We start from the raw sequence: 12539 nt of genomic DNA on the forward strand, positions 1-12539 counted from the left end.
CGTGATGGGGATATCATGCTCAAAAGATCTGCAGAATTTATTACTCTTTTTATGTTCATTTCTCTAAGCGCATGTTCCGATCATAAGCAAACCATCTCTTTTTCAGAGTTTGAAAAGTCTTCAAAAATACTAAACTGGACTACGCAAGCACAGCTTGATGATGTACATCAAGCAGCCCTTATGATGCCTTTTGATGATATGTACTTAAAATCTCGACATGAGCTGCTCTACTCTGTTGAAACAGAGTCATTAACGAGTACAGAGTTGGCTACGTTAGACTATCTGAAAATTCAGGAGCGCTATCCTGAAAGGTTTTTGGTTTGGCCTGCGCATGTCAATGTATTGGCACGTGCACATGGCGTTGTGCCAGATAAGTTAGTGGATAGTTGGCTAAAACTGGTGACCAAGCGGTTACAGGAAGGCCAAGCAAGTAAAATAGCCTTAAATCGCTTGGAGCGAGAACAGCTTTTAAGCTTTCTGTCTACTACAGATTATGTAAGTGAGGAAAAAGCAGCCCTCACACGTTTTCTAAAAGCGTACAAAGTACGCTCAAATATCGGGTTACATCAACTACCGAATGGAGCTGAATGGTACCAAAGCAAATTGAACTTTTATCTGGGAGAAGTCATTGAGCCAAATGAGTTGCTGACGTTATTGAGAAATAAAACCGAGACGATGCCGGCACAAGTTGTCAATGTAACGGAAGTGTCTACAGATATTACCAGGCCAGTTATATTAGGTCTCGTAGCCAATTATTGTAAGGAGCGTGCTGGGTATAACTGGCGGGATGGTTACGTTGATATCAGGCGAACGTTAGCACAATGCGATCAAGAGATACCTGTTTTTGTACTGCAAAGCTTAGCTTTGATTGCCCAAGTTGATATAGGCATTCATTTGTTTGGTTGGTCTCAACAACAAGCAATGCATAAGCTTCAATCCCGGTTAGCCCTGAATGAAGTTCAAGCCTATGCAATGCTGAAAAACATTGTTTTTCATCCGGCCACAAGTGCGGCCATAATAGGGCATATCAAGGCGCTGGATGCACTTTAGATTGGCAGCTAGCACACCTTTGTGTTGTGGGGTCCTGATTCAATAGTTCCACTTCAATTTCTTTTTCACAATCGCAACAAAAGCCAAATTGGCCAATATCCATTTGGCACATTGCAGCTTCAATTTGAACCAGCCTTATGTAGTTGGGGAATTGGGTAGGGCATATTTTGTCATCTATGCTGTCTATCCAGTCAGCTGGAGACGTTTGCTCCAGCATTTCTGCAAGTTGAGACGTGACAGGATTACTGTTTGTTTTTAAGTCTTCGATGAAACTTGCTCTGATTAGCGCAAGTTCATCGGCTAATTTTGACTGACATTGGTTTAGTAGATTTTCATTCATGGGCCGCTTCTCCTCTGAATGACCATTATCTATTGCAGTCAGTTAGATGTTATGATTTGAATCAAGGGACGGGGTTTTTGCGTATTTCTCCAGCACTTCAACGACCTCTGATTTGGTTTTTAATCGCTTTATTTCCTCGAATAGGTCATCTGCTTCAGTGTATTGTAACTTAAGATATCCAAGCCATTGCTTGGTTCGAGACGAAAAGTATTTTTCGCTCACATTATCATCTTGATGCATTGAAGAGTGCACAATGTGATAGACCACTTCTTGCCAAGTCAATGGCGTATATTCAACACCTTGCATGTGCGCTTTAATTTTAGCTGCGAGGTCAGGCGTGGCCAGAGCCCCTCGTCCTAGCATTAAGTCGGTACATTGGCTTTGCTGTTGGCATCGAACAGCATCTTCGACTTGCCATATTTCCCCATTGGCGACAACTGGAATGGACAGTCGGGTTAGTAAAGGTGGAATTTTCTCCCAATAAGCTGGCGGTCTATATCCGTCTCGTTTGGTTCTGGCATGAATCGCTAAGCTTGAGGCACCGGCACTTTGCACTGCATCGACAATTTCACTGCTGTTGGCATCATCGTCAAACCCAAGCCTGATTTTGGCGCTAACCACGTGATCATCAGGAACTGCGTCTCTAACAGCTTTAATGATCTGATAAATTTGCTCAGGTTCTTTGAGCAACACCGCGCCACCTTTGCTCTTATTTACGGTTTTAGCCGGACACCCAAAATTAAGGTCAACACCATGAGAGCCCAATTTCACGGCTTTTCTAGCATTGGCAGCCAATACATGAGGAACTTGCCCAAGTAGCTGAATTCTTACTGGCGTTCCAGAGCGGGTATATCCACCATTGAGTAGCTCAGGACAATAACGCATGAATACACGTCTTGGTAGGGTTAAATCAACCACTCGAATAAACTCTGTGACACAAAGATCAAAGCCGCCTAAATCGGACAGCAATTCTCGCATTTTAAAATCGACTACGCCCTCCATCGGGGCCAATATTAGCTTCATGAGCACTGCACCAAATCAAAATTCGCGCTATTCTATATGAGAAGGAGATAATTATTAATATAAATCTTGCCTGTACTTCTAAAGAAATAGCCTATGTTGGCGCACTCAAAACTCAAAAATTAAAAAACTTTGAAATAAGTTTTAAGGAAAAAGGGTCTATTAAACGAACCCGAATTAAAGATTGAGAGATAACATTATGAACACAGTAAAGAAAAATTCACTAGCATTGACATTAAGCGCGGCAGTTGTAAGCACCGCTGCTCTGGCATCAACAGAAGCATCTGCAAATCCATTTTCTTATGAAGTAATGACAGCAGGGTACCAGCTCGATGCGGGCGAAGGTAAGTGTGGCGAAGGCAAATGTGGCGGCGATGCAAAAAATAAAGAAGGCAAGTGCGGCGAAGGTAAATGTGGCGGCGCAAAAAGCAAGTCAGAAGGCAAGTGCGGTGAAGGCAAATGTGGTGGCGATGCTAAAAGCAAAGAAGGCAAGTGCGGCGAAGGTAAATGCGGTGGCGCAAAAAGTAAATCAGAAGGCAAGTGCGGTGAAGGTAAATGTGGCGGCGCTAAAAGCAAGTCTGAAGGCAAGTGCGGTGAAGGTAAATGCGGTGGAGCAAAAAGTAAGTCTGAAGGTAAGTGTGGTGAAGGCAAATGTGGTGGTAGCCATTAATTAGCCGCTTATTTAGTTTTACCATTGTAGTAAAGTGTCTTAGCTGTGGGAGTGTTGATGAACGAGGCTATCGGTAGCGTTGGCTTAGGCTTACGAAGAGAAATGTTAGGTGAAGTTTTAACGTCACCATCTAGTCAAATTGATTTTTATGAAGTTGCCCCTGAAAACTGGATGAATCTAGGTGGGCAGTATGGTAATCAGTTTGCTAGGTTAACAGAGCAACATCACTTTGTTTGTCACGGTTTGTCGTTGTCACTGGGTGCGACGTCTTCACTCGATATTGAATTTCTCAAGGCGCTCAAGGTATTTTTTGAGCGCCATAATATTCAATGTTATAGCGAGCACTTGAGTTACTGTTCTGGTAGTGGTCATATGTATGACCTGATGCCGATTCCTTTCACCGAAGACGCTGTTAAGCATACGGCTAAACGCATACGTGAAGTGCAAGAGCGTCTAGAAAGAAGGATTGCCGTTGAAAATGTGTCTTACTATGCGGCGCCGGGACAGGAAATGTCAGAGTTAGAGTTTACGTTGGCGGTGTTACAAGAGGCCGATTGTGACTTATTGCTTGATGTTAATAACATCTATGTGAATTCGATTAATCACGGCTATGATGCAGAAGCATTTCTAACTGCAATGCCAACGGAGCGGATAGCGTATGGTCACGTTGCTGGTCATTATGTTGAAGAGGAAGATTTACTGATAGACACACATGGTGCAGATGTGTGTGATCCGGTTTGGCAGTTACTCGATAAAGCATATAAGCATCATGGTATTTTCCCCACTTTACTCGAGCGCGATTTCAATATTCCACCTATGGCGGTATTACTTGAAGAGGTTGAGCAGATACATACAGCTCAAAGCGCGTGCCATCAGTTGCAAAGAGGGATTGCTTAATGTCTTTCGCTCAAGTTCAAGCTGATTTCGTGGCACATATCAAAGATCCAGAGAATACACCTAGTCCAGAAGGGATTGAAGACAGGCGAATGAAAATATATAGGGAGCTGTTTTTCAATAACATTGAAGGCTTTATTGCGTCAGGTTTCCCAGTACTTAAAAGTTTGTATCATGCTGAAGCATGGGAGAAACTCATTCGTCAGTTTTTTATTGAGCACGACTGTAAAAGCCCATACTTTTTAGAGATCAGTCGAGAGTTTCTTGAATATCTGGCCCATAGTTATACAAAGAAGCCATGCGACCCAAGCTTTATGTTCGAACTTGCACATTATGAATGGGTGGAGCTTGACGTGTCTATCTGTGAACGAGATGAAGGTGAAACGGTTAAACACGCTGCGCTCGTTTTAGATACAGCATTGTTTTTATCATCGACTGCGCGATGCGTTCACTATGAATACCCAGTCCATCAAATTAAGTCAGATTTCCAACCTGACAGTCCTGAGGGCGGACCCTATTGTTTTGTTGTATATCGAAACTTTGAAGATGAAACTCAATTTATGTCCATCAACCCGCTCACAACTATGTTACTGGATGCAATTTCACGTTCGCCTGGCATATGTATCACAGAACTTAGCCATGTTATTTCTGAGCAAGTTCCACAGTTTACCTCGGAACAACTGGCAATTGGTGCCCAGCAAACGCTACAGCAGTTTGTTGAACTTGGTATTATTGTTGATAAATCCACCGCTCGCCCTTTATCTACATTTTAACTTCCACTAAAATTGGGCTCACACGTCGTGCATTAACCTTGCCTCATCCAAAAGGGGTTAGGTTTCAATTTAAGGGGATACCTATGTCAAATAGCGATTGCAAAGATCCATTTAACGCCAAGTATTTTTTCGCATTCTTAGCTTGCTTTGTTGTAATTGGCTGCTTAAATGCGATTTTAGGGTGGCTGACTTTGGGGGCATAACCTGCTTTTTAGCGTTACACTACTTACTTGCAGTATGGATGGGTCACAAACTAAGCAAGCTTGGCCCATTTATTGATTTAGACTTGGTTTTTTCCGCGAAATTCACTCAATCTCGTTTCAACTCGATCCATTCTTGTTATAATCATCTTCTTTCGACTTAAAATCTAAAAACGAACCATTATGACACAAGAAAATATTTCTTTGATCAAAGAGAGCATTGCAACAGTTCCTAATTACCCAAAAGAAGGGATCATGTTTAGAGACGTCACGACTTTGCTTGCAAACCCTGCTGCTTTCAAAGCGACTTTAGACGCTTTTGTTTCTGCGTATAAAGGTCAAGGCTTTGACAAAATTATCGGCACAGAGTCTCGAGGTTTTATTTTCGGTGCGCCGTTGGCGTTAGAATTAGGTATTCCATTTATCCCAGTTCGTAAACCTGGTAAGTTACCTCGTGAAGTTGTGAGCCAGTCTTATCAATTAGAATACGGTGAGGATACGTTAGAGCTTCATAAAGATGCCATTGAACAAGGTGACAAAGTACTATTGGTAGACGACTTATTAGCTACAGGTGGTACAATTGAAGCGACCGCTAAGTTAGTCGAGCGCCTAGGTGGTAAAGCGACTGATGCTGCGTTTGTAATCTCTCTACCTGAGTTAGGTGGTGAGCAGCGTGTAGCCGCATTGGGCATGAATATCTTAAAATTAGTAGAGTTTGACGGCGAGTAGTATTGATGAGCTATCAGGTCTTAGCAAGAAAGTGGCGGCCTCAATCATTTCATGAAATGATGGGCCAAGAGCATGTTAAACAAGCATTGATCAATGCATTAAATGAACAACGTTTACATCATGCGTACTTGTTTACCGGCACGCGTGGAGTCGGCAAGACCACCATTGCTAGGATCTTTGCGAAAAGCTTAAACTGTGAACAAGGGATTTCATCGACTCCTTGTGGTCAGTGCGGCACCTGTGAAGAGATTGAATCTGGTAAATTTATCGATCTCATTGAGATTGATGCTGCGTCTCGGACAAAAGTGGAAGATACCAGAGAGATTTTGGACAATGTACAGTATGCACCAACACGGGGCCGCTATAAAGTTTATCTCATCGATGAAGTGCACATGCTATCCAAGCATAGTTTTAATGCGTTATTAAAAACACTGGAAGAGCCGCCTGAACATGTTAAGTTCTTATTGGCGACAACAGATCCGCAAAAACTACCCATTACTATTTTGTCACGTTGCTTGCAGTTTAACCTCAATGCCATGGCAAAAGGTCAAATTGTAGAGCAGCTCGCTAAAATATTGCCTAGCGAGAATTTTCAGTTTGAACAAGAAGCACTTGATATTATCGCTAAAGCTGCAGATGGCAGTATGCGAGATGCATTAAGTCTCACAGATCAAGCGATTGCACAGACAAATGGCCAACTCAATGTTCAGGCTGTACAGCAAATGCTGGGGCTAATGGACAGTGCTCATGCGATGTTATTGATGAGCGCAATCTTGTGTCAAGATGGCCCCACACTGATGTCAGAAATCGAGAATATCGCGTTCAAAAATGGCAATTTCACGAGCGTGATTGATGACTTGATTTCTCTTGTTCATATTATTCAACTCACTCAACTTGTTCCTCAAGCTGCGCATATTGGGCAGTTTGACAAGGTACAGGTAAAAACACTTGCTGAGCAAATAACACCGCAAACAGCGCAGTTTTATTATCAATTGTTACTTACAGGTAAGAAAGATCTAAGCTGGGCGCCAGATGCTAAGCTAGGCTTTGAAATGGTCATGTTGCGACTTTTGGCTTTCGAAAGCACCGATTTGTCACAGCAGGCTGGCGTCACCACTGGCTCCCCGGGTGCACAAACCTCGAGCAAGTCTAGAGCAGGCGCTTTGCGTGATATATTAAACAATAATCAAAATAAAGCACAGGCTCAGACACAAGCTCAGACACAGGCTCAGACTCAGACTCAGACTCAGACTCAGACTCAGACTCAGACTCAGACTCAGACTCAGACGCAAGTGCCAACGGACCATATGGCCTCAAACGTACCACTAGGTAACCAGCACACTTCGTCGATGCCTTCTCAGGCCAGTTATCAACAAAGCCAAAATGCCTCAGTGCCCAGTCAACCTGTATCTCGTAATGCGGCTATGCCTCATATTGCACAGCAAGCGCCGGCACCGCAATCGCAACCAAGCCAATCTCCTTCAAAGCCTAGTGTTAACCAGCAAGAACAAGCCCCATCCATAGAGCAGCAGTTTAATGACGTTATGGCGCAAGCGACAGCACAAGGGTTTGATGAGCAAAGTACTTACCAGCCAAATGACGAAGCACCTGTCAACCCGAGTATGAACCAAACCGTTCAGCACCCGTCAGATGCTGCGCAGGGATCTCAAGCGTTATACTCGCAAAAGCACGGGGAAGCCCAATCAGCCATCGCTAAAATACTGCAAAATAGGCAGATCTCAGGTGCGGGAAAATTATTAGGGGGCAGTGAAACGCCAAAAAAGCCTGAGCAGGCGGATGTGGCACCATCAGCAAGCGCAGTTGATACGCGAAATATACAGCCTAGATCTAACGCGGATACACCGTCGATAAATGGTTTATCACAGTCGCAACAAAGGCCGGTTACATCCCATGATAACAGAGCCAATGCTGAACTCGCTCCATCTCCGTCAATACCCAAGCCCAGGACTAAAAAACCTGAAATCTCAGAGCGCTTTAAAAAGGATGAGAGTAAACTTGCGCCAGAATTATTAGAGCAACTGACTCCTCAGCAATCTCAACCCAGTGAAGACGACCACAAAATTGAGATTCCAATTCCAGAGAACTTTGTAAGTCCAATCAGTGAGATTAAGTTTGCGCATCAAAAAGACAGTTGGGCGAAGCTGATTGAGGAGATGGAGTTGAGCGGGCGCGTCAGGCAGTTCGCATTACATGCCATGTATCAAAAGCAAGCAAATACCTGTTTACTTACAACTGAATTGAGCCAACAGCATCTTGATTCACCGATGCTTAGAGAAAAGCTGCAAGAATCTTTTACGAAAGTACTTAAAGAGTCTGTTGATTTACAGTTAGAATTTGTAGAGCAAGTGCAATCAACCCCATTTTTAATTCAGCAGGATATTGATCAGCAGCGTTATTTGGAAGCTGTTGAAGCAGTAAATTCGGACCCGGTAATTAAAACAATGGTGGCCGAATTTGATGCATCGGTAAATGAAAAATCGGTAAAGGCATTGTAATTCGTTACAATAGACCTTATCTTTTAGCCAGTTAATTTTTGAAGTAAGAGAGCACACTATGTTTAAAGGTGGAATGGGCAATATCATGAAGCAAGCTCAGCAAATGCAAGAGCGCATGGAAAAAGCCCAAGAGGAAATTAAAAGCTTAGAAGTTACCGGCGAAGCAGGTGCTGGCTTAGTTAAAGTCACTATGCTTGGTAGCCATAACGTTCGTCGAGTTGAGATTGATGAAAGCTTGATGGAAGACGACAAAGACATGATCGAAGATCTATTAGCAGCTGCTGTTAATGATGCTGTTCGTCGCGTAGGTGAAGAGACGCAAAAGCGTATGTCTGAAGTAACCGGTGGTATGCAGATGCCTCCAGGCTTCAAAATGCCGTTCTAAGACGAGTTTGATAAAAAAGCCCGCTGCAAATGGCGGGCTTTTTTATGTCTGTAAGTTAGGTGCCATTTAATATGAAAAGCAGCATGCTGATCCCGCGCAATTTTGTGCTTCTGATATACGCTTCAGTCATGATGATTTTGGTTATGATCTTAGACTTAGCTGGTGTGCCAGTGAAGTCCTTTGGTATCGTCCCGTTAAGTGAAGTGCACTTGATTGGTATTTTTACCGCGCCATTCATACATGACGGATGGTCACATTTGAGTGGAAACTTAATTGGACTCATCATTAGCGGTTATTTAATGAGTCAACAAAGTTGCTTTAAACGAGCAACTGTATTGATAGTGATTCTAACAGGTATGGCAGTGTGGCTGTTTGCTGGTGGTGGCAATCACATTGGGGCATCGGGTGTGGTCATGGGGTACTATGGGTGCTTACTCGGCATCGCTATTTTTAGACGTAATTTAATCGGTGTGGTGAGTTTTACCGCATTGGTCGTACTAACCTACTATGCAAATATTAACTTTTTTGCGACCTTACTAGATTTTTCAGAGCAGACAAGTAGTGAGGGCCATTGGTTTGGTTTCTTTAGCGGACTGTGCGTATCTTACCTGTTTAGAAAAAGCCCCTAATTTGTGAGGAAAGTTTAAAAATAAGCCAATTGGCGGTCCGACTCACCGGAGTCCTTTCAATCATAGATTGAATCACTTATTATCGCTTTTTATCAAGTTATTTAATTTGGCATTGTTGTGCCAAAATTGAGGATATATGCAGTTATCACCTAAATTAGCGGCCTTAGTTGAAGCACTGAGATGTTTACCTGGTATTGGACCTAAGTCTGCACAGCGTATAGCTTTTCATCTACTTGAACGTGACCGAGACGGTGGAGCGCAACTGGGAAACTGTTTGACTCAAGCGATGCAGAGTATCGGGCATTGTGAGTCATGCCGTACTTTTTCTGAAACTCCTATTTGTGATATTTGTCAAAGCATTAAGCGACAAGATAGCGGTTTACTGTGTGTCGTTGAATCCCCAACGGATGTTTTAGCTATTGAACAAACTGGGCAGTACACCGGTTTGTATTTTGTCTTAATGGGGCATTTATCTCCACTTGATGGAATTGGGCCGCAAGAAATAGGGCTCGATATTTTACAAACCAAGCTACAGCAAGGAAACATCCAGGAAGTGATTCTTGCGACTAACCCAACGGTCGAAGGTGAAGCGACGGCACATTATATTGCTGAGCTCTGCAATAACCTGGATGTTAAAGCTTCACGAATTGCTCATGGAATGCCCGTAGGTGGAGAACTAGACCTAGTGGATGGCATGACTCTGATGCACGCATTTTCCGGCAGGAAAGCGCTTTGAAGATAAAAGTGACGCTTTTTGTGGCTGTCATTTCTTTCCCTTTTTATTCTTCTATTTCGGCTGACCATGCGTAATTAAGCATGAAGGCACCACTTTTTTGTTTACAAATTGTAAAGTTAGAGGTTGCAATTCTCATTAGAGGAACATATTATTTTAATGCCGAAATATTTACCGATTGATATTTTGTGTTGTCAGTAAAAAGGTGGATAGCCGCCTTATCTAGGCTTAGGTCTATTACTGCTGCTTTGCTCTCGGTACAACAATAATCACTTGTAATATATTACGTTACTAGATACAAACAAGGTAAATTTTGTGACAATGCTTATCGCTGCTATATTGCTTTATGTGTTGGCTGTTACTATTTGCTTAACAGTGATAGTAAAAGGTCATAACCTAAATAATATAGAGAAAAAGGTTAAAAAATTAATAGCAAGGGAATCTGCTGATAGCGAAGAGGTGATCACCAAAAAAGATTACTATAAGGCGTATGAAATAGTAGATGATTTGGGGACCGTGCTAGAGTGCAACAACGACATGGTTAAGTATGATGGCGTGAAAAGTGTATTTCGACGCGTAGAAGAGTTCAGAAGTCAAAAACAACCAATGAGTCATAGCGTTGTGGAGGACATTGAACAAGATTGCCAAGTCGGGAAAAAGAAAAGAGGTTTGTGGGCAGTCAAGTAGTGTTACCTATGCCTACAAGGAGTGTTTTTGTAAAATTCATGCACTATACCCTCTGCGAAGTTATTGATAATAAATTTAAGGATTAAAAATGAAAGTTGAGAAAAATACCCAAAAGAACATTAAGACAATCAAAGAGAGCGAGTTAGCAAAAGTATTTGGTGGTGGTGACTTTGGTAAACTACCTCCTGCCGCAGCGAGCAACGCATAGTAGGCACAATCGTACATTGCATTTATGAATGAATTTATAGACTTAATCAGCTGGGGGCTCAGAGCTCTCATGCTGACTATTGTCGTTTATTTGCTTTACTATTTTAAACAGTATCGATTCAGTTTACTTTTTGGTCGTAGTGGTAGCCTAAAAACACGGGCAGACCATGAGCTCCATTCATGTTTTTTAGCCGCCTTGGTGACGCTAGTATTTTACATGCTGTTTCAACAGCTACTAGATTACATAGCAACATTGCCAATTGAGAAAATGGCATTGAGGCAAATATATTATTTTATAGCTGCCTGTTCCTCTGCCTCCATTATAATCACGCTCACTCTGCTACATGCGGTGCGGGGATGCACGTTCTCGCCAGTTGCGAGGTATTGTTGTTATTTTCAATTTATCGCTATGGTAATCAAAACCGTTCAATTGATATTGGATGGTTATTTGGATATTGAGGTACTGAGACCTTTTTATCAGGTTTCGATTTTGACCCTCACCATTATGCAGTTTATTTTGGTTGCAAAGTACCCCTTTAAAATCTTCATGATACATAAGTTTGCTAAGGAGAGCTGACGTGCCGTTACTAGTTGTTTTATTATTGATATATTGTTTAGTGATTTGTTTCTTATTAGCAATCGTAATCAATGGTCATGAGTTGACCAATGCCGAAAAGAAATTGCGTTCTTTTTTGGTGAAAGGCAAAGAAGAAACGGAAGTACCTGATGAGTTGTACAACAAGGCCTACGAGATTGTCATGGACTTGGGTGAGGCTTTGGAAAATGAAAACGATATGGTAAAGCATGATGGTGTGCAAATGGCATTTAAACGGGTAGAAGATTTCCGTGATGACTCTAAAGAGTTTAACTATCACTCACAACAACCTTCGGAGTCAAAGCCTTCTCTAAAAGTCGTGAAGTAATTGCCTTGGTGCACGTGTAATGCAAGATGTTATATGTCTTAAAAGTGCATCAGAAACTCGCTTTTAGCACGCTCATCACATTGTATATGTCCTGTTAATGACACCCTACCACTTCCCTCTGATCAATAAAATTTAGGTATGCAGATACCCATAAGCTGATGATGCGCAAATTATGTCGTGTGTATAACAAGGAAATACTGACCCCTATCGCTGACATTATTACTTGCGAGTAACTTTGCGATAGGGAGGCGGCAATAATGGTGTAAAGACGCGACTACATGGGTTTTAAGTGACTAAAATGACTTTAACCCACTTTATTTGCTGGGTTAATTCCGCGCTTGTCTAAAAACGGTTGTAAATCCCTTAATAGAATCTTGCCACAGTTTTCGAAGTTGACCTCTTTTCCTCGTTTAAACCAGCCTAAGTGGCAAATGAACAGTAAGCTCTCCTTTGCTGCCTTGAGAAACTGAGATTCAAAGTCTTTGTCGTACGATTGGGGTACATTTGTGGTCTGGTTGGATTGGGTTGAAGTGGTCGCATTGGGTCTTTCTTGACCTGTAATTAACCAGCATGCATGTGCTTCGGTCAACGGGTGTGAAAAAAACTTTTCAATGACTGATAAAGTAGGCTCCCTCTCTCCCTTTTCATATTTGCGATAGGAGGCGGTAGGAATGTCTAAAATTTCAGAAAAACTAATCTGTGACTCTTCTAAGGAAACCCTTAGTTGTTTCAATCTTGTTGCAAAAGTTGTTGACATATAACCCAATCCGATCAATTATTTAC

Annotated in this window: 14 protein-coding genes; 11 read left to right on the plus strand and 3 right to left on the minus strand. The window is 42.2% G+C overall.

Annotated elements, in window-relative coordinates:
* Nucleotides 1-15 precede the first annotated feature (15 nt).
* On the plus strand, nt 16-1050 hold the full coding sequence (locus L1286_RS21540; RefSeq protein ID WP_235409109.1) for a hypothetical protein: 1035 nt from the start codon (nt 16-18) through the stop codon (nt 1048-1050).
* Here the strand turns inward: L1286_RS21540 and L1286_RS21545 are convergent.
* Nucleotides 1028-1390 carry a TraR/DksA family transcriptional regulator gene (locus tag L1286_RS21545; RefSeq protein WP_235409110.1) on the minus strand — a complete coding sequence of 121 codons (363 nt, stop codon included), beginning with the start codon at nt 1388-1390 and terminating at the stop codon, nt 1028-1030. The two genes, L1286_RS21540 and L1286_RS21545, sit on opposite strands and share 23 nt — an antisense overlap.
* Before the next feature lie 42 nt (nt 1391-1432).
* Nucleotides 1433-2413, minus strand: a complete 981-nt coding sequence (locus tag L1286_RS21550; RefSeq protein ID WP_235409111.1) for a tRNA-dihydrouridine synthase — start codon at nt 2411-2413, stop codon at nt 1433-1435.
* Between the two features lie 196 nt (nt 2414-2609).
* Here L1286_RS21550 and L1286_RS21555 point away from each other — a divergent pair, with 196 nt between their 5' ends.
* The 10 genes from L1286_RS21555 to L1286_RS21600 all read left to right on the plus strand — a co-directional run bounded on the left by L1286_RS21555 (nt 2610) and on the right by L1286_RS21600 (nt 11756).
* Entirely contained in the window at nt 2610-3080 is a 471-nt protein-coding gene (locus tag L1286_RS21555; RefSeq protein WP_235409112.1) for an HvfA family oxazolone/thioamide-modified RiPP metallophore, read from the plus strand.
* A 57-nt stretch (nt 3081-3137) separates the two neighbouring features.
* Complete coding sequence (locus L1286_RS21560) at nt 3138-3977, plus strand: HvfB family MNIO-type RiPP peptide maturase (protein ID WP_235409113.1); 840 nt, start codon at nt 3138-3140, stop codon at nt 3975-3977.
* A complete protein-coding gene (locus L1286_RS21565) occupies nt 3977-4747 on the plus strand; it encodes an HvfC family RiPP maturation protein (protein ID WP_235409114.1) in 771 nt (256 codons plus the stop codon). The genes L1286_RS21560 and L1286_RS21565 overlap by 1 nt, the downstream gene beginning before the upstream one ends.
* A 383-nt stretch (nt 4748-5130) precedes the next feature.
* Nucleotides 5131-5676, plus strand: coding sequence for an adenine phosphoribosyltransferase (gene apt, locus L1286_RS21570; protein WP_235409115.1), 546 nt, complete (start codon nt 5131-5133; stop codon nt 5674-5676).
* Between the two features lie 5 nt (nt 5677-5681).
* Nucleotides 5682-8192 carry a DNA polymerase III subunit gamma/tau gene (gene dnaX, locus L1286_RS21575; protein WP_235409116.1) on the plus strand — a complete coding sequence of 837 codons (2511 nt, stop codon included), beginning with the start codon at nt 5682-5684 and terminating at the stop codon, nt 8190-8192.
* Nucleotides 8193-8250: 58 nt separating this feature from the next.
* On the plus strand, nt 8251-8577 hold the full coding sequence (locus tag L1286_RS21580) for a YbaB/EbfC family nucleoid-associated protein (protein WP_010368987.1): 327 nt from the start codon (nt 8251-8253) through the stop codon (nt 8575-8577).
* 71 nt (nt 8578-8648) lie between these two features.
* Nucleotides 8649-9206 carry a rhomboid family intramembrane serine protease gene (locus L1286_RS21585; protein WP_235409117.1) on the plus strand — a complete coding sequence of 186 codons (558 nt, stop codon included), beginning with the start codon at nt 8649-8651 and terminating at the stop codon, nt 9204-9206.
* Nucleotides 9207-9342: 136 nt separating this feature from the next.
* Nucleotides 9343-9942, plus strand: coding sequence for a recombination mediator RecR (gene recR / locus L1286_RS21590; RefSeq protein WP_235409118.1), 600 nt, complete (start codon nt 9343-9345; stop codon nt 9940-9942).
* A 312-nt stretch (nt 9943-10254) separates the two neighbouring features.
* Nucleotides 10255-10626 carry a hypothetical protein gene (locus L1286_RS21595; RefSeq protein ID WP_235409119.1) on the plus strand — a complete coding sequence of 124 codons (372 nt, stop codon included), beginning with the start codon at nt 10255-10257 and terminating at the stop codon, nt 10624-10626.
* 785 nt (nt 10627-11411) lie between these two features.
* Entirely contained in the window at nt 11412-11756 is a 345-nt protein-coding gene (locus tag L1286_RS21600; RefSeq protein WP_235409120.1) for a hypothetical protein, read from the plus strand.
* 304 nt (nt 11757-12060) lie between these two features.
* On the opposite strand, the gene L1286_RS21605 is transcribed toward L1286_RS21600, so the two are convergent.
* Nucleotides 12061-12513, minus strand: a complete 453-nt coding sequence (locus tag L1286_RS21605) for a helix-turn-helix domain-containing protein (RefSeq protein ID WP_235409121.1) — start codon at nt 12511-12513, stop codon at nt 12061-12063.
* Nucleotides 12514-12539: the final 26 nt, after the last annotated feature.

This window comes from Pseudoalteromonas sp. SMS1 (genome assembly GCF_021530565.1).
Classification (GTDB): Bacteria; Pseudomonadota; Gammaproteobacteria; order Enterobacterales; family Alteromonadaceae; genus Pseudoalteromonas.